The sequence below is a fragment of the Sphingomonas sp. P3_C6 genome (genome assembly GCF_056402595.1).
In genome coordinates this window covers 1-16,646 of sequence record NZ_JBFUHB010000002.1, presented here as the reverse complement: position 1 = coordinate 16,646, position 16,646 = coordinate 1, and the positions used below count along the sequence as shown (strand labels likewise).

Annotated in this window: 15 protein-coding genes and 2 pseudogenes; 7 read left to right on the top strand and 10 right to left on the bottom strand. The window is 64.4% G+C overall.

Annotated features, from left to right (window positions below):
- The first annotated feature begins 36 nt into the window (after positions 1 to 36).
- From AC1DT7_RS03540 to moaB, 3 genes are read left to right on the top strand one after another with little or no spacing between them, the layout of a single operon-like run.
- On the top strand, positions 37 to 795 hold the full coding sequence (locus AC1DT7_RS03540; RefSeq protein ID WP_478034281.1) for a uracil-DNA glycosylase: 759 nt from the start codon (positions 37 to 39) through the stop codon (positions 793 to 795).
- A gap of 26 nt (positions 796 to 821) precedes the next feature.
- On the top strand, positions 822 to 2,591 hold the full coding sequence (locus tag AC1DT7_RS03535) for a lytic transglycosylase domain-containing protein (protein WP_478034279.1): 1,770 nt from the start codon (positions 822 to 824) through the stop codon (positions 2,589 to 2,591).
- A complete protein-coding gene (gene moaB / locus AC1DT7_RS03530) occupies positions 2,581 to 3,108 on the top strand; it encodes a molybdenum cofactor biosynthesis protein B (RefSeq protein ID WP_478034278.1) in 528 nt (175 codons plus the stop codon). The genes AC1DT7_RS03535 and moaB overlap by 11 nt, the downstream gene beginning before the upstream one ends.
- A 6-nt stretch (positions 3,109 to 3,114) precedes the next feature.
- Here moaB and AC1DT7_RS03525 read toward each other — a convergent pair whose 3' ends face one another.
- The gene (locus AC1DT7_RS03525) at positions 3,115 to 3,636 is read right to left on the bottom strand and encodes a YbjN domain-containing protein (protein WP_478034276.1); all 522 of its coding nucleotides are present in this window, start codon (positions 3,634 to 3,636) and stop codon (positions 3,115 to 3,117) included.
- A 72-nt stretch (positions 3,637 to 3,708) separates the two neighbouring features.
- Positions 3,709 to 4,056, bottom strand: coding sequence for a VOC family protein (locus tag AC1DT7_RS03520; RefSeq protein WP_478034275.1), 348 nt, complete (start codon positions 4,054 to 4,056; stop codon positions 3,709 to 3,711).
- Between the two features lie 61 nt (positions 4,057 to 4,117).
- Here AC1DT7_RS03520 and AC1DT7_RS03515 point away from each other — a divergent pair, with 61 nt between their 5' ends.
- Positions 4,118 to 5,251, top strand: a complete 1,134-nt coding sequence (locus AC1DT7_RS03515) for a PA0069 family radical SAM protein (RefSeq protein ID WP_478034273.1) — start codon at positions 4,118 to 4,120, stop codon at positions 5,249 to 5,251.
- Between the two features lie 52 nt (positions 5,252 to 5,303).
- Here the strand turns inward: AC1DT7_RS03515 and AC1DT7_RS03510 are convergent, their stop codons facing one another.
- The 6 genes and pseudogenes from AC1DT7_RS03510 to rutB form a co-directional block, all read right to left on the bottom strand.
- Entirely contained in the window at positions 5,304 to 5,825 is a 522-nt protein-coding gene (locus AC1DT7_RS03510) for a hypothetical protein (protein WP_478034631.1), read from the bottom strand.
- Between the two features lie 51 nt (positions 5,826 to 5,876).
- Positions 5,877 to 5,957: pseudogene (locus tag AC1DT7_RS03505) on the bottom strand (hypothetical protein); the annotation flags it as partial.
- Between the two features lie 580 nt (positions 5,958 to 6,537).
- Complete coding sequence (gene rutA, locus AC1DT7_RS03500; RefSeq protein WP_478034272.1) at positions 6,538 to 7,605, bottom strand: pyrimidine utilization protein A; 1,068 nt, start codon at positions 7,603 to 7,605, stop codon at positions 6,538 to 6,540.
- Positions 7,606 to 7,609: 4 nt separating this feature from the next.
- Entirely contained in the window at positions 7,610 to 8,380 is a 771-nt protein-coding gene (rutD, locus tag AC1DT7_RS03495; protein ID WP_478034270.1) for a pyrimidine utilization protein D, read from the bottom strand.
- On the bottom strand, positions 8,380 to 8,763 hold the full coding sequence (gene rutC, locus AC1DT7_RS03490; protein WP_478034269.1) for a pyrimidine utilization protein C: 384 nt from the start codon (positions 8,761 to 8,763) through the stop codon (positions 8,380 to 8,382). Before rutC ends, rutD begins: the two co-directional genes overlap by 1 nt.
- Before the next feature lie 28 nt (positions 8,764 to 8,791).
- Positions 8,792 to 9,619: a pyrimidine utilization protein B gene (gene rutB, locus AC1DT7_RS03485; RefSeq protein ID WP_478034267.1), complete on the bottom strand. Its 828-nt coding sequence runs from the start codon at positions 9,617 to 9,619 to the stop codon at positions 8,792 to 8,794.
- A 40-nt stretch (positions 9,620 to 9,659) separates the two neighbouring features.
- Between rutB and AC1DT7_RS03480 the strand changes: the two genes are divergently transcribed.
- Positions 9,660 to 10,355 carry a cyclic nucleotide-binding domain-containing protein gene (locus tag AC1DT7_RS03480; RefSeq protein ID WP_478034265.1) on the top strand — a complete coding sequence of 232 codons (696 nt, stop codon included), beginning with the start codon at positions 9,660 to 9,662 and terminating at the stop codon, positions 10,353 to 10,355.
- On the opposite strand, the gene AC1DT7_RS03475 is transcribed toward AC1DT7_RS03480, so the two are convergent.
- Together AC1DT7_RS03475 and dnaE are read right to left on the bottom strand one after the other, a co-directional pair.
- Positions 10,334 to 11,938 carry a long-chain fatty acid--CoA ligase gene (locus AC1DT7_RS03475; RefSeq protein WP_478034263.1) on the bottom strand — a complete coding sequence of 535 codons (1,605 nt, stop codon included), beginning with the start codon at positions 11,936 to 11,938 and terminating at the stop codon, positions 10,334 to 10,336. The genes AC1DT7_RS03480 and AC1DT7_RS03475 overlap by 22 nt on opposite strands.
- Positions 11,939 to 12,138: 200 nt before the next feature.
- The gene (gene dnaE, locus AC1DT7_RS03470; RefSeq protein WP_478034262.1) at positions 12,139 to 15,750 is read right to left on the bottom strand and encodes a DNA polymerase III subunit alpha; all 3,612 of its coding nucleotides are present in this window, start codon (positions 15,748 to 15,750) and stop codon (positions 12,139 to 12,141) included.
- A 223-nt stretch (positions 15,751 to 15,973) separates the two neighbouring features.
- Between dnaE and AC1DT7_RS03465 the strand changes: the two genes are divergently transcribed.
- Together AC1DT7_RS03465 and AC1DT7_RS03460 are read left to right on the top strand one after the other, a co-directional pair.
- On the top strand, positions 15,974 to 16,366 hold the full coding sequence (locus tag AC1DT7_RS03465; protein WP_478034260.1) for a (R)-mandelonitrile lyase: 393 nt from the start codon (positions 15,974 to 15,976) through the stop codon (positions 16,364 to 16,366).
- 126 nt (positions 16,367 to 16,492) lie between these two features.
- Positions 16,493 to 16,646, top strand: a pseudogene (locus AC1DT7_RS03460) (IS630 family transposase); the annotation flags it as partial.

The following is a 16,646-nucleotide window of genomic DNA, read 5'->3' as shown; positions in this document are numbered from 1 at the left end:
GACCGCGTCGTCAACACTCGACTCTATAGGGACATCATGGGGGCGGACCAGAATATCGATTGGCGAACGGCGGCGGCGAGCGCGCTCGACTGGTGGCGCGATGCAGGTGTCGACGCCTCGATCGACGAGCTTCCGCGCGACTGGCTGGCGCCGGTCGAAGCACCCAAGCCAGTCCGCCGCGCTCAAGCCGTGGCGGAACCCGTCGTAGCCGCACCACTGCCCGATTCGCTCGCCGCGTTCGAGGCATGGAGAACCGGACCGGACGCGCCCGAGGCCGGCTGGCCGGGCCAGCCGATCGCCGCGCAGGGGTGGTCGGCATCGGACATCATGGTCCTGATCGACGTGCCCGAACGCGAAGATGCCGAATCGGGTCTGTTGATGAGCGGTCCGGCCGGTCGGCTGTTCGACCGCATGCTTGCCGCGATCGGCCGGGATCGCGCCTCCATCTATCTCGTGCCGGTCTGTGCGACGCGCCCGACCGCAGGGCGGATCGCCCCGGAGATCGAGCAGCGACTGAACGAAATCGCCCGCCATCATGTGAGGCTCGTCGCACCGAAACGGCTGCTTCTGCTGGGCAATGCGCCGAGCCGTGCCTTGCTCGGGGCGGATGCTTCACGCGCCCGCGGTGGTTTACAGGTGATTAACCTGAGTGGTGGAAAAGGGCTCGTGGGGGGTAACGATGTTGCGATACAGGCCGTGGCGAGCTTTCATCCCCGCTTCCTGATCGAACGACCGGCTGCCAAGGCCGAAGCATGGAAAGATTTGCAGATGCTGATCGGGGATCTTGCGACGTGACCTCTAAATTTGTTCTGGCGTGCGTAATGGCGTTCGCGCCGCTTGGTGTGGCCCATGCGGCAGACGCGCAGCGGATCGGCGCTGCCACCGTCCGCGTGGTACCTGACCAACTGGATGCCGAACAGCGTGCCGGCTACCGCGCCGTGTTCCAGAGCATTCGCGACCAGAAATGGCTCGACGCGCAGATCCAGCTCGATTCGATGAAGCCCGGCCCGCTCCACGCCATTGCCCGTGCCGAATTGCTCACTGCCAAGGGCTCACCCAAGGCCGATCTCGATCCGCTCGTGAAGCTGCTGAGCGAAGCCCCGGAGCTTCCCCAGGCGCAACAGATCGCGGTGCTGGCCAGTTCACGTGGTGCCGTCGGCCTGCCCTCGCTGCCCGAAGCGCGCAAGCTGACCTGGATCGACGGTGCCCCTGCCCGCCTGCGCGCGAAGAGCATCAAAAGCGACATGGTCGCCGGCGAGCTGGCGATCCGCATGCAGCCTTTCGTGAAGGCTGATGACGGCGTGTCGGCCCAGGCGCTGCTCGAATCGATGGGAAATCTGTCGCCCGACGCGCTGACCGAATGGCAGCAAAAGGTCGCCTGGATGTATTTCCTGGCGGGCGACGACAATAACGCCCGCGCCATGGCGACCAAGGCGTCGCTCGGTACCGGCGATTGGGCCGTTCAGGGCGAATGGGTCGCGGCGCTCGCCGCCTGGCGCCAGCGCGACTGCACGGCCGCCGGACAAAGCTTCACCAAGGTCGCTGCGCGCGCCAGCGATATCGAGCTGCGCGCGGCGGGCCTGTACTGGGCGTCGCGCGCCGACATGCAATGCGGCCGCCCCGATCTGGTCGAAGGCCGACTGAAGAACGCAGCACAATATCGCGAGACCTTTTACGGCCTGCTCTCTCGCCAGACCCTCGGCATCCGTGACGCAGCCGGTCATCCCGCCGATGTCATGCTCGCCAACGACTGGCAGACGCTGGCACGCCGCCCGAACATCCGTGTCGCCGCCGCACTGGTCGAGATCGGTGAGAACAGCCTTGCCGACGAGGTGATCCGCCAGCAGGCGCGGATCGGCGATGCGTCCGAATTCCCGGCGCTGGTACGGCTGACGGGGGCGCTCAACCTGCCCTCGACGCTGGTGTGGCTATCCCATAACGGCCCTGTCGGCGCGACCCCGCCGGTCGAGGCGCGCTTCCCCGCGCCGAACTGGACGCCCGATGGCGGCTGGCGAGTCGACAAGGCGCTGGTCTTTGCCCACACGCTGCAGGAATCGCGGTTCCGCACCGACGTGGTCAGCCCGGCCGGCGCTTACGGCCTGATGCAGGTCCGTCCCGGTGCCGCGACCGACATCGCCCGCAAGCAGGGCCGCAGCTTCGATCGTTCGTCGCTCGGCAACCCCGGCACCAATATGGAAGTCGGCCAGAGCTATCTCGAACAGTTGCGCGACCAGCCTTGCACCGGTGGCCTGCTACCCAAGGTGATCGCCGCTTATAATGCCGGGCCAGTGCCGGTCGAGGCCTGGAACGCCCAGGCGCGCGATGGCGGCGATCCGCTGCTCTATATCGAGTCTATCCCGTTCTGGGAGACGCGCGGCTATGTCATCACCGTGCTGCGCAATTACTGGATGTACGAGGGTCAGACCGGCAAGACGGCATCGCCCAGCCGCGTTGCGCTGTCACAGGGCCTGTGGCCGCGCTTCCCCGGCATGCCGGGCGCAAGCTCGGTGCGGCTGACGTCGAGCGCGGTCAATCCGGGCACCGCCTTCAGCGCCGCGTCGATGCCGGCTTCGGTCGCCAGTGCCAATTGACGAAAGCGCTGCGTTCCTGCCGGTCAGGATCGCAGTGCTCACCGTTTCCGATACGAGGACGCTCGCCGACGATCGCTCGGGCGACACGCTCGTCGCGCGGCTGACCGCGGCCGGCCACATCCTTGCCGATCGCACGATCGTCGCCGACGATGTCGCGACGATCGTCGCCCGGCTAGAAGCATGGATCGACGATCCCGAGATCGACTGCGTCATCACCACCGGCGGCACCGGCGTGACCGGGCGCGACGTGACGCCCGAGGCGATCGAACGCGTGCAGGACAAGCCGATCCCGGGTTTCGGAGAGCTGTTCCGCTGGCTCAGCTATCAAACGATCGGCACCTCGACCGTCCAGTCGCGGGCCTGCGCCTGCGTGACCCGCGGCACCTATATCTTCGCTCTCCCCGGATCGACCGGCGCGGTGAAGGACGGTTGGGACGGCATCCTCAGGGACCAGCTCGACAGCCGCCACCGGCCCTGCAACTTCGTCGAGCTGATGCCCCGCCTGATGGAGCGCTGAGCCGGTTCAGGTCTTCGGACGGGCCGATGTCCCGCCGCCGGCCGCCTCGCGCCGTTCTTTCAGAAAGCCGCTGAGCTCCGAATCCATCGACGCGTACCAGTCGATATAATCCTTGAAATTGCCATAGGTCATGTTGCCCAGCGCCGAGACGTAGAGATACTCAGCCAGGTCGCCGTCCTTGTCGATCGCGACCTTCAGGAAGCGCTTCTTGACGTTCCACTCATTCGCCATCTCAGCCGTGAAAAACGGCTCCTTCTTGAAATAGCTGTAGAATTCGAAGGAATCACAGCCTGCATCATTCTCGCAGCCATAGAAGATCAGCTGGAAACCACCGCCATTGGTGCTGCTATCGATATAGGCGTCACCATCGTCGCCCTTCTTGATCTCGGCCTTGTAGCCCGCCTCCTGGAGGAGCGCCGCAACGCCCTTCACACTACTGACATCGACCACCCGGTCGGCCGCGCTCCCCATAGCCGGCGCCGTCATCGCCGTTGCCGCCAAGGCAAACGCCCAAAACCCAATCCGCATCTCGTACTTCTCCCGGAGCCACATCGGCACGACGGCGATCATAAGCCAGCCACCGACAGTGCGCCACCATCGCTATTGCGGATGGGCATCTGGCTGCATCGCGGCAAGCTCGTGATTGGCAGGATCGCGGAAATGGAACCGACGGCCGCCTGGGAAGGAAAAGATCGGAACCGTGATCGTCCCGCCTGCCCCCCATATCGCCGCCTCGGCCGCTTCGAGATCGTCAACCTCGATCACCGGTAGCAGCTGTGCCGTCCATTGCGACACGTCGCCATTGAGGCCGAGATCGGTGTCCCCGGTCATGGTCGCTGCATAATCAGGCCCGAAGTCAGTGAAGGTCCAGCCAAACGCCGACGCATAAAATGCCTTGGTGGCCCGCACGTCGCGAACCGGCAGTTCCAGATAGTTGAAACGCGCCACAATGCCTCCCATAGCTCCGCGTGTTCTTGCTATGTTCTCCCTGATCCGCTAGACCGTGTCAATGCAAAAATCGGGGCAAAAGTCGGGGCAAAAGCCGCCACCACATTCCGGAGCGAATCCCGGCGCAAAGTCCCGCGCCGTCCGCGGCGCGACACAGAATCAGGAGAGCGTGAGGTTCAACCTTCCCGAGCGGGAGGCCGACGGCGACTGGCTCGACGACCGGCAGATGCTCGACGAGGGCCCGCCCCCTCTCCGCACCACGGTGACGGTCGAGAAACCGCGCACGATCATCACCCGCAACACGTCACCCGACATCGGATTCGACCGATCGATCAACCCATATCGCGGTTGTGAGCATGGGTGCATCTACTGCTTCGCGCGACCGACCCATGCCTTCCATGATCTGTCACCTGGACTTGATTTCGAAAGCCGGCTGTTTGCGAAGCCCGATGCCCCCGTGCTGCTGCGCGCCGAACTGGCCAAGCGCGGCTATGTCGTGCGGCCGATCGCCTTCGGGACCAATACCGACCCCTATCAGCCGATCGAGGCCGAATGGCAGATCACCCGGCACTGCATCGAAGTGTTGGCCGGCACCGGCCATCCGCTGACCATCACCACCAAGTCCGACCGTGTCACACGCGATATCGACCTGCTGGCACCAATGGCGGCGCGGGGGCTGGCGGCGGTGGCGGTATCGGTCACCTCGCTCGACCGCCGCATCGCGATGACGGTCGAGCCGCGCGCGCCGACGCCCGAGCGCCGCCTCGCCGCGGTGCGCAAGCTGGTCGAGGCAGGTATCCCGACCTATGTCTCGATCGCACCGGTCATCCCTGCGATCACCGATCACGAACTGGAACATCTGATCGAGCGCGCAGCGGAAGCGGGCGCTATGGGCGTCACCTTTCTGCCGGTCCGCCTGCCCTATGAGGTGGCGCCGTTGTTCCGCGCCTGGCTCGACGAGCATTTCCCGGATCGCGCGGGCAAGGTGATGGCAGTGATCCAGTCGATCCGCGGCGGACGCGACAACGACCCGAACTTCCACACCCGCATGCGCGGCAGCGGGCCCTGGGCCGAGCTACTGAGGACCCGCTTCAAGATCGCCTGCCGCAAACATGGGCTGGTCGGCGCTTGGAAGCCGCTTCGAACCGACCTGTTTCGACCGCCAGCAGGTCGCCAGGGCGAGTTATTCGGGTAACCACCGCGAGGGCGACCGCCGCAAGAGCGAGTCGTGATCCAGGCTCATCACCTCACGGCGTGGCGCGCGGCTGATCGGCCGGCATATCGTCGCCGCCGACCGGCACCGCGCCCGGACGTCCCCGGCCGCCGGCAGGCCCCGAGGAGATGCGCGGCAACTCGTTGCGCTCGATCTTCCCGTCGCCATTCTTGTCCAGCATCGCGAAACGCACATCGGCCGCATGCTGGAATTCGACCGGATCGACTCCGCGGTTGAAATTGGTGTCGGCTACCGTCACCGGCTCGGGGAAATCGAAATAGCTGAAACGGGCAGCCCCCTGCTTGCCATAGGTGGCCCGAGTCTCGCCGCTGCCCTGCCCGCCACCCTGTCCGCCGCCGGCGCCGCCGCCGCGATGCCCACCGCCGCCGCCCCGGCCACCGCCACCGCGATGCCCGCCACCGCCTCGGCCGCCACCGCCCGCCGCACGCGGGCCACCACCGCCACTGCCGGCAACGCGGATTTCGGGCACAAGCACGGTCTCGTAATAATCGATGTCGTCGGGATCGATCTCTCCGTCGTGCCTACGATCCAGCACGGCAAAGAAGCGGGCGGCATCCTTCGAGAATTCGGCCCGACTCAGCGCGCCGTCATGGTCGGTATCGGCATTCTGGAACCACGTATCCGCCGGATCGGCGCCGCCGCGCTGGCCACGGAAAGGCTCGCCCATTGGACTGATGAAAAGGCGACCGCGCTGGCCATCGCCCTGCCTGCCACCATGCCCGCCGCCGTGACCACCACGACCGCCATGGAAACCGTCGCCCGGGGGACCGCGCCGAAATTTGGGTTGCTGGTGTCCGGCGCAACCGGCCGTCAGCAGCGCCAGAGAAGTAAGGAGCACAAGACGCATTAGTCACCCGCTCGCAAAAGGAGCTCCCGGATTTCTTACAAGCGAACCAGTCTGTGGCAATTTCAAGGTGCAAAGGCCCGTAGCGGTCCCTAACGCGCCGCCTGCCCACCATGATTTTCCCTGTTCCTGCCGCGAAACAGGGAATTTAACAGGGAAATCGCTTTTTTTCGACGCTGATTCCAGCCAAAGACTCATGAATTTCTTATTATTATCAATAGTATATATGAAATTCCCTGATCCGAATAACAGGGAATTCGACGGGCGGAACAGGGAATTTTCCGACGTAAACAGGGAATTGTGCCTGCCGGCGCGCTCGGTCTTAACCTGTCAAAGAGCCGGGGAGCCCGTTCGGTAGGCCCCTTGGCATATGTTGCGATAATTGGCCGCCGGGTTGAATCGATCAGGTGCGGCCCGCGCGACACTTCATCAGCGGCTGGATGCGGGTACCGAATGCCTCGACCCCCTCGATGAAATCGTCGAAGGTCAGCAGCACGCCGCCGGTATTCGGCACCTCGGCCATCTCGTCGAGCATGCGCGCGACGCTTTCATAGCTGCCGACCAAGGTGCCCATGTTGATGTTCACCGCCCCCTCGGGCGCCGCGAGCTGGCGGACATTGGTGGTGGCGTTGTGCTTGTCGGCCGCGCCCTGGTCGGCGAGCCAGGAAATCGCGTCGACATCGACGCCGTCATTGTACGACTTCCACTTGGCCATCGCCTCGTCGTCGGTCTCGGCGGCGATGATCATGATCAGAACGAAGACCGAAACGTCCCGGCCGGTCTTGGCGGTCGCGACGGCAAGGCGATCATTGTTGAAGGCGAAGGCCTTGGGCGTGTTGACCCCCTTGCCCAGGCAGAAGGCATAATCGGCCCATTTCGCCGAGAAGGCGAGGCCTTCGTCGGACGATCCCGCGCAGATGATCTTCATGTCGCCCGCCGGCTGAGGCCGGACGCGGCAATCGTCCATCTGGTAATATTGACCTTTGAAGTCGGACACACCCTCCGCCCAAAGCTCTCTCAGGATATGCGCATATTCGTCCAACATCTGGTAACGATTGCGGAAATGCTCATCGCCCGGCCACATGCCCATCTGGCTATATTCGGGCCGCTGCCAGCCGGTGATCAGGTTCAGCCCGAAGCGGCCATGGCTGATCGAGTCGATCGTGTTGCACATCCGGGCCGCGAAGGCGGGCGGAATCACCAGAGTCGGGCAGGTCGCATAGATCTTGATCTTCTCGGTGACGGCGGCGAGCCCGGCCATCAGGGTGAAGCTTTCCAGCCCATATTCCCAGAACTCGGTCTTGCCGCCGAAGCCGCGCAGCTTGATCATCGAGAGCAGGAAATCGAGCCCGTGCTTCTCGGCGCTGAGCGCGATCTCCTTGTTCATGTCGAAGCTCGGCTTGTACTGCGGCGCATTCTCCGAAATCAGCCAGCCATTGTTGTTGATGGGCACGAAAACGCCGACTTGCATTTGCTTAGCTCCCCAGAAAATCGAGCACGAGTGCGTTGAAACCATCTGGATCGGTCACGTTGCAGGCATGGCCGCCCCACTCCATCACCGCCAGCCTGCTCCCCGGGAGGCGCTCGACCAGTTCCCTTGAGCAATGGGATGGCACCAGCATATCGTCCTCAGACACCAGCACCAGCGCGTCTGCCGCCAGATCGGCTGACAGTTCGTAAGCCCTTGCCGCGCCGATGCGCTTCTCGAGCGTTTCGGCCGGTGGGAAATGCGCGAGTTGATGCGCGCCCTCGGCGTCGAGGTGCGCGATATGGTCGGAGATCCAGTTGGCTGGGTAGAGAAACAGGGGCTGTGCCCGGACATAAGCGGCGGGGCCGCTCTTGTGCAGCAGGTCAAGCCTGACCTCGAAGCAGCGCGCGAAATGCGGATCGAGGCTGGCCCAGCCATTGATCACGACGATCTTGCCGATCCCGGAGAAGATCCGCGCCAGCTCGAGCCCGATCAGCCCGCCCAGCGCATGGCCGATAAAATGCGCCCGTTCGACCCCGAGTGCCGCGAGCAGCCTCCGCACATCCTCGGCCATGGTGGCGATGCTGACTTCATCAGGCAACGAGCGATCGCTGCGCCCGGTACCGCGATGATCGTAGAGCAGCACCCGATAGCGTTCGGTAAGCGCCGCGATATTGGGCGCCCAATATCCCGCCGAGCCGCCCATGCCGGCCGACAATATCACAATCTCGCAATGGGCGGGGCCGTGCCATTCATACCAGAGGCCGGCGGCCTCCATCAGCCGATATGCGCCACGCTGGCGATCTCGACCAGGCAATCGGGCTTCACCAGATCGCATCTGATGCAATAGCGTGCCGGCTTGGCGCCTGGGAAATACTCGGCATAGACTCCGTTGAAGGCAGCGTAATCGGCCAGGTCCTTCAGGAAGATATGATTCATCGCCACGTCGGCGAGCGTCGCCCCCGCCGCCTCGAGCGTGATGCGGATGACGTCGAGCACATGCCGGGTCTGCGCGGCGACATCGCCGACATGAAGCACCGCCCCGCCCTCGCCCAGCGCCAGCACGCCGGAGACATAGACCGTGTTCCCGGCCTTCGCCCCGGACGAATAGGGGGCGATCGGGGTCGGGAACTGGGGCGGATTGATCGGTTCGAAGGGCATATTGCGGTCCTCTAACCCGTTGGTGGGATCATTCGGCAACCTGGCCGAAGCTGCCACAGAAATCTGCGACGGTGGAGACCCAGCCGAAGAATTTCTCGATATTATAGACGGTTGCCTGTTGGATAAAGTCAGGCCCGAGATGATGCGTCGCATCCTCCAGCATCACCCCGAAATATTCGAGGTGGAAACCGTCCCGCAGGGTCGATTCGACGCAGACATTGGTCGCAATGCCGACGAACACGATGTTCCTGATACCCCGCGAGCGCAGGGTGCTGTCGAGCTGCGAGTTGAAGAAGGCCGAATAGCGGGTCTTGTGCAGGCTGATATCGCCCGGCTGCGGCTTCAATGCATCGACCAGTTCATAATCCCAGCCGCCGCGCGCGAGCAACGTGCCGGCCAGTTCGGGGCGCTTGCGCATCGTCTTCAGCGCGTTGGACTTGTGCCAGTTGGGCGAGCCGGGCCCACCCGCCTCGACATAAGCGGGGTCCCAGCCATTCTGCAGATAAATCACCTGCACGCCGGCCCGGCGCGCAGTGTCGAGCACGGTCGCGATCTTGCCGATGGTGCCGGCGGCACCAGAAATATCGAACCCCGCCTGATCGACATAGCCGCCGGGCGAGGCATAGGCATTCTGCATGTCGATCACGACGAGGGCCGTCTCGTGCGGAGCCAGGCGAAGAGCCTCGGGCCGCGCCAGCAGAGTCACCGCCGCTGCCGGGCTGCCCACCTCAACTGTCGCGCCCTCGTCCGCCACACGCCAACTCCCACGCATCGGGGCCTTGTCCCGAGCCGGGAACTTGAACCACTCCGGCGCCACCCGCAAGTCGCGCTTGTCCCGCGCCAAGGTCTTGCCCATGATGCGCTCACGGGTCGCTTCTCGGAGAAGGAGCGCACGCATGTTTTCGACAGATACTCTGATTCTGTGGCTGGGCTATGCCCTGCTGGTCGCCGCGCTACTGGCGCGTACGACCACCCGGATGCGCCTGCTGATCGCCGCCGCCGGCCTCGCGACGATGACCCGGACATTCCTGCTGGCCGACTATGCGGGAACCGGCTGGATGCTGGTCCTGCTAGCGGTCTGGGCCATCGCGCGGCGGAGAGAGCACCTCGAAGGGCGAAAGATTCGCTTCACACCGATCGAGGATGCGATGCGCCGCGCCTTTCTCAACGCCTTGCCGCGCGCTGCGGCGCGCCAGTTCATCGATCAGGGTGTGTGGCTGCGCGGTGTCACCGACGACGTCCTGACCAACGAGGGCGAGCCGGTGACCAATCTCTATTACCTCGTCAGCGGCGAGGCCTGCGCCACGATCAAGGGGCGGGAGGTGAGCATCTGCTGTGCCGGTGACCTGATCGGCGAGGCAACGATCCTGTCGGATGACGACGCGACGGCTACCGTCACTCTGACGGAACCCTCCACCTTCTGGTGCGCCTCCACCGCCACGCTTCGGAAGTTCCTCGACGACCATGAGGGCCTGCGCGGCGCGATGGAGCGCAGCTTCTCCTATCCGGTCAAGGACGGGCTGCGGACGGCCAGTGTCTCCATCGCCGGGGCTGGCCGTGCGCCTTCGGGTCAGGCAGCCGCCAGTTTGTGATCCTTGAACCGGGCGCGCAGCTCGGTCTTGAGCAGCTTGCCGGTTGCGGTGTGGGGCAGATCGTCGACGAAGACGATCTCGTCCGGCAACCACCATTTCGCGACATGCCTGGACAGATGCGCCGTGATCTCGCTTGGGGACACGGCACTGCCCGGCTTGCGCACCACAAGCAGCAAGGGGCGCTCATCCCATTTTGGATGATGAACGCCGATCGCCGCCGCCTCGGCCACGCCAGGGCAGCCAACCGCCGCATTCTCGAGATCGACCGAGCTGATCCATTCGCCGCCGGACTTGATCACGTCCTTCGCCCGGTCGGTGATCTGCATCGTGCCGTCGGGATGGAGCACGGCGACATCGCCCGTGTCGAACCAGTTGTCGGCATCAACGGCATCCGCATCGGCCTTGAAATAGCGCTTGATCACCCAGGGGCCGCGGATCTGCAGCCGACCCGAGCTGAGCCCGTCGCGCGGCAGCACGACGTCATCGTCGTTCACCACGCGCAGCTCGACGCCGAACGGGATCTGTCCCTGTTTCGAGACGTGATCGAGCTGGTCGGACAGGCTCATCTCGTCCCAATGCGGCGGCGGTGCGCCGGCGGTGCCGATAGGCGATGTCTCGGTCATGCCCCAGAGATGCTTGACCGTGACGCCCATGCCCATGAGTCGCTCGATCATCGCACGCGGCGCGGCAGAACCGCCGATCGTCACCTGCTGGAGATAGGCCGGCGTCTCGCCAGTCGAATCCATGTGCTGGAACATCGCCAGCCATACGGTCGGCACACCGGCCGAATGTGTCACCTTTTCCTGGTTCATCAGGCGGCACAGGATCACCGGATCGTTGACCGCCGAATAGACGAACTTCGCGCCCGACAACGCACCCGCAAAGGGCAGGCCCCAGGCGGCGGCGTGGAACATCGGGACGACCGGCAGCACCACGGCGCGGGCCGACAGGTTGAATACCCAGGGCGCGACCTCAGCCATGGCGTGGATCATCGTCGAACGGTGCTGGTAAAGAACACCCTTGGGGTGTCCGGTGGTGCCGCTGGTATAGCACAGCATGCAAGGATCGCGCTCCGGTCCCTCGACCCAATCGTAGTTTCCGTCCTCGCGCGCGATCAGCGCCTCGAACCCGATGGCCTCATCATCCGATTCTTTTGGGTCGAACACGACATAATGCTCGATACTGGTCCACAACGGCTTCAGCCGGTCGACGAGCGGCTGGAACGCCCGGTCATAGAAAAGCACCCGGTCCTCGGCATGGTTGGCGATATAGACGAGCTGCTCGTCGAACAGCCGCGGGTTGATGGTGTGAATCACGCCGCCCATGCCGATCGCGCCGTACCAGGCGACGAGGTGGCGGCTGTGATTCATGGCAAGTGTCGCGATGCGCTCGCCCGGCTTGCAGCCCATCTTCTCAAGAGCTTGCGACAATTTCCTCGAATCGCGCGCAATGCCTGCCCAGTCGGTACGGGTCTCGCTTCCGTCGGCCCAGACGCTGACGATCTCCCGGCCGCCATGCTCGCGCTCGGCATGCTCCAGCAATCGCGGCACCCGCAGCTCGAAATCCTGCATTCCGCCCAGCATTCGCCCTCTCCCGGTTATGTTCTGGCGGCTGTTGTCGTCCGCTTTGTGCGTGCTTGTACAGCCCCGGCCCTATTTCGCGTCGTTCACCACAAGGTTATCGAAGCAACGTCATGGATGCCCCTGGCATCGTCAAGCCGGACACGGAAGGGCAACACGCAGCCAGCTCCTCGCGCCATCCTCGCCACGCCCGTCCTTCCAGGTCACCCGACCAGCGCGAGCTTCGATTCGAACGACTTCAGCACGACGTTGCTGATATCGGGCAGGCTTTCGATCCGGGTGGCGAGTTCTCCGTCGAGCAGGAAGTCCCGGCCGAGCAGCACGCGGGCCGCGCCACCATCAGGCAGCGCCGCGTTCACCCATACTTCGCCCCGGGCGCCCCGCGCTTCCGAAAGCAGCGCGCCGAGCGCCGCCATTGCCGCAGGCGTCCCGGCCGACAATTCGATCACGAAGCGCGCACTGTTGGCCAGCGTCTCGAACGGCTGGATCCGTTTTATGCTGACCCGCGGGCTTTCTTCTCCCGGCCGGCGATCGAGCTCCACCGTAATCAGCCCGCAGCCGCCGTTGCGCGCCGCCTCCTCCAGGTCGGCCGCCACCCCGTCGTCGAAACAGGTGGCGATGAACTGACCCGAAGGATCGGACAGAGTCGCCATCATATAGCGCTTGCCTCGGGCCGAAGTCCGCCAGCGCGCATCCTCGACCAGCGCCGCCATGGTCGCCCCGGTGCGGGTGCCGTCGTCGGGAATGGAAAGCTCGCCAAGCGCCGCATAGCTGCGCGCGCCGTGCATCTTGGCGAGATGGGAGTGCCGATCGACCGGATGCGCCGAGAAATAGAAGCCATAGGCTTCCTTCTCCTGTTCCATGCGCTGCGCCAGCGTCCAGCGTGCCGACAGCGGGAACTTGATCGGCGGCTCGACCGCATCGGCACCGCCGAACAGGCCGCCCTGGCCACTCGCCCGCATGTCATGCACACGCGCCGCGGTCGCGAGGATCGTCTCAGCCGTTGCAAAGATCCCCGCGCGGTTCAGGTCGATCGAATCGAAGGCGCCCGCCGCTGACAATGTCTCCAGCTGGCGCTTGTTGAGCAGCCGCGGGTCGACCCGCCGGGCAAGATCGTCGAGCGTGTCGAACACGCCATTCTCGTCGCGCTCGGCGACCAGCTTCTCCATCGCCCCTTCGCCCACGCTCTTCAGCGCCGCGAGCGCATAGCGCACGGCCAGCCCGTCCTCGGTGCTTTCGACCGAGAATTCCGCCTCGCTTCGGTTGATGTCGGGGCCGAGGCACGCGACACCCATGCGCCGCATATCATCGACGAACACGCCGAGCTTGTCGGTCAGCGCCATGTCGAAACACATCGAGGCGGCGTAGAACTCCTCCGCATAATGCGCCTTCAGCCACGCCGTCTGATACGCGAGCAGCGCGTAGGCGGCGGCGTGCGACTTGTTGAAGCCGTAACCGGCGAACTTGTCGATCAAGTCGAACAGCTCGTTAGCCTTGCCCGCGGGGATCTTGTTGACCGCAAGGCAGCCTTCGACGAAGCCGGCGCGCTGCGCGTCCATCTCGGCCTTGATCTTCTTGCCCATCGCGCGGCGCAGAAGGTCCGCCTGGCCCAGGCTGTAGCCGGCCAGGATCTGCGCCGCCTGCATCACCTGTTCCTGATAGACGAAAATCCCATAGGTTTCGGACAATATGCCTTCGAGCAGCGGGTGCGGATAGGTGATCTCCTCCCGCCCGTTCTTGCGCGCGCCGAAGCTCGGGATGTTATCCATCGGGCCCGGACGATAGAGCGAGACGAGCGCGATGATGTCGCCGAAGTTCGACGGGCGCACCGCCGCCAGCGTGCGCCGCATACCCTCCGATTCCAACTGGAACACGCCGACCGTGTCGCCCTTCTGGAGCAGCTTGTAAACGCCCTCATCATCCCATTCGAGTGCATCGAGATCGATAATGATATTTCTGTTTTCAAGCAGTTGTACCGCTTTCTTCAGAACGGATAGCGTCTTCAGGCCGAGAAAGTCGAACTTCACCAGACCGGCGCCCTCGACATATTTCATGTCGAACTGGGTGACGGGCATGTCCGATCGCGGATCGCGGTAGAGCGGCACCAGCTCGGCCAGCGGACGGTCGCCGATCACCACGCCCGCGGCATGGGTCGAGCTGTGGCGCGGCAGGCCTTCGAGCTTCATCGCGAGGTCGAGCAGATGCTTCACCCCGCCATCGCTCTTATACTCGGCGAGCAGCTCCGAGACGCCGTTCATGGCGCGTTCGAGCGTCCAGGGGTCGGTCGGGTGGTTCGGCACCAGCTTGGCGAGGCGGTCGACCTGACCATAGCTCATCTGAAGCACGCGCCCGGTGTCCTTGAGCACCGCGCGCGCCTTCAGCTTTCCGAAGGTGATGATCTGCGCCACCTGATTGCGGCCGTACTTCTCCTGAACGTAGCGGATCACTTCGCCACGCCGGGTTTCGCAGAAGTCGATGTCGAAGTCGGGCATCGACACGCGTTCCGGGTTGAGGAAGCGTTCGAACAGCAGGCCCAGCTTCATCGGATCGAGATCCGTAATGGTCAGCGACCAGGCGACCACCGAGCCAGCGCCCGAACCGCGGCCTGGCCCGACCGGGATGTCATGATCCTTCGCCCATTTGATGAAGTCCGCGACGATCAGGAAATAGCCGGGGAACCCCATCTGGATGATGACGTCGAGCTCGAACTCGAGACGATCCCGATAAGCTTGGCGCCAGTCCAGTTCCTGATTCCCCTCCCGCTCGCGGGAGGGGCTGGGGGTGGGCTCCCGCTCACCATTAGCGCTATCGCCCGAAGAGGTCGGGTGCCCACCCCCGACCGCTCCCGCTCGCGGGAGGGGGGAGGAAAAGGCCGAAAGCTCCTCGATCCGCCTGAGCCGCTTTTCCAGTCCGGCGCGCGCATCGACCCGCAGCGCCTCGGACTCCGCTGCCGGATCGCCGGCCAGGCTCGGCAGGATCGGCTTGCGGTACGGCGCCATCACCGCGCAACGCTGCGCCACGACCAGCGTATTGGCGATTGCCTCGGGCAGATCCTCGAACAGCGACCGCATGTCCTTGGCCGGCTTCATCCAGGCATCGGGCGAGCTGCGCGGACGATCCTCGCTGGCGATATAGGTCGAATTGGCGATGCACAGCATCGCGTCATGCGCGTTGCCGAAATCCTGGTCGGCATAGCAACAGGGGTTGGTCGCAACGATCGGCAGCTCGCGGGCATAGGCAAGGTCGAGCAGCCCGGCCTCTGCCCTGCCCTCGGTCTCGTCGAGCCGGCGAACCAGCTCGATATACAGCCGGTCGGGGAACAGCGCCTGGAGCCTGTCGGCATAGGCCGTTGCCCGATCGTTCTGGCCCTCGGCGATCAGGCGGGTGAGCCCGCCCTCACCGCCCGCGGTAAGCGCGATCAGCCCGTCGGTCTTCCCTTCGAGCGCGGCGAAGTCGACATGCGGCGACAATTCGAGCGGCCGGTCGAGATGCGCGCGTGACACCAACGCACAGAGATTCTGATAGCCTTGTTCGTCCTGAGCATACAGCGCGATCCAGTCGATCGGCGCTTCGACGCCCTCGGGCATGTCCGGCCGGGCGATGCCGAGCATGGTGCCGATGATCGGCTGGACGCCGGCATTCTTGCACGCGTCGGAATAGGCCATCGCGGCATAAAGGCCGTTACGGTCAGTGAGCGCCGCGGCGGGAAAGCCGAGTTCCTGCGCACGCTTGGCGATGGCCTTCGGCTCGATCGCGCCGTCGAGCATCGTGTAGGACGAAAAGATACGCAGGGGCACGAAGGAGGAATGCGGCATGGCCGGACTATGGGTCGCTCGCGCGATTCTGTGAAGCTTTTGCTTCGAAAATGGGTCGAACGCAGGCGCGCGAGATTGCGGCGCTGGCCCGTGCATGATTCATCGGTCCCTATCAGGCCCTCATGCACGTCACCGCCATTGGCGTTGCATGCGTTCGATCTTGCTTGCAGGACATACCGGCGTCGGCATTTCGGCGCACCGAGCAACAGCGAGGAGCCGGACAGTGGAAATCAAATCCAGCGGCACGGCGCCATCCGCCAAGGGATCGGCCGAATATTTCACCGGCGCCGTCCGAATCGATGCGCCCTTCAATGGCAGCGGCGCGCTGGGCGGTGCGACGGTTACCTTCGAACCGGGTGCGCGCACTGCCTGGCATACCCATCCGCTGGGCCAGACCCTGCTCGTCACCGCAGGGCTCGGTCGCGCGCAACGCGAGGGTGGCCCTATCGAGACGATCCGGCCGGGCGACATCGTCTGGTTCGAGCCGGACGAGAAGCATTGGCACGGCGCGGCACCCGACTGTGCAATGACCCATGTCGCGATCGCGGAGATGAAGGACGGGAAAGCAGTCGACTGGTTGGAAAAGGTCAGCGACGCAGCCTATTTCGGCGACTGACGCGTTCAAGGGCGTAGTTCGCTATCGCCCCCTAGAGCGGGATGACATTTGACTGATTCAAATGGGATTCCCTTTGGTCTGATTTTCTGATTCAAGATGCTGGCTGGAGATCGGAGGCCAGCTAGCATGGCCAAGCCCTATTCGATGGACCTGCGCGAGCGGGTTGTAGCGGCGGTGATGGAGGAGAGCATGTCCTGCCATGCGGCAGCGGCACGCTTTGGCGTAGCGGCGAGCTCGGCGATCAAATGGGTACGGCGTGTGCGTGAGACGGGTAGCGCAG

What these genes read in the sequence shown, in the direction of transcription:
- rutA (WP_478034272.1), bottom strand. Translation starts at nt 7,605, where the DNA reads ATGCAAGTCGGCGTTTTCGTGCCCATCAACAACAATGGCTGGCTGATT.
- AC1DT7_RS03475 (WP_478034263.1), bottom strand. Translation starts at nt 11,938, where the DNA reads ATGCTGGGCGGAATGCAGGATTTCGAGCTGCGGGTGCCGCGATTGCTG.
- AC1DT7_RS03540 (WP_478034281.1), top strand. Translation starts at nt 37, where the DNA reads ATGGGGGCGGACCAGAATATCGATTGGCGAACGGCGGCGGCGAGCGCG.
- dnaE (WP_478034262.1), bottom strand. Translation starts at nt 15,750, where the DNA reads ATGCCGCATTCCTCCTTCGTGCCCCTGCGTATCTTTTCGTCCTACACG.
- AC1DT7_RS03515 (WP_478034273.1), top strand. Translation starts at nt 4,118, where the DNA reads ATGCAAAAATCGGGGCAAAAGTCGGGGCAAAAGCCGCCACCACATTCC.
- AC1DT7_RS03535 (WP_478034279.1), top strand. Translation starts at nt 822, where the DNA reads ATGGCGTTCGCGCCGCTTGGTGTGGCCCATGCGGCAGACGCGCAGCGG.
- rutD (WP_478034270.1), bottom strand. Translation starts at nt 8,380, where the DNA reads ATGGAGGCCGCCGGCCTCTGGTATGAATGGCACGGCCCCGCCCATTGC.
- AC1DT7_RS03480 (WP_478034265.1), top strand. Translation starts at nt 9,660, where the DNA reads ATGTTTTCGACAGATACTCTGATTCTGTGGCTGGGCTATGCCCTGCTG.
- rutC (WP_478034269.1), bottom strand. Translation starts at nt 8,763, where the DNA reads ATGCCCTTCGAACCGATCAATCCGCCCCAGTTCCCGACCCCGATCGCC.
- rutB (WP_478034267.1), bottom strand. Translation starts at nt 9,619, where the DNA reads ATGGGCAAGACCTTGGCGCGGGACAAGCGCGACTTGCGGGTGGCGCCG.
- AC1DT7_RS03525 (WP_478034276.1), bottom strand. Translation starts at nt 3,636, where the DNA reads ATGCGGATTGGGTTTTGGGCGTTTGCCTTGGCGGCAACGGCGATGACG.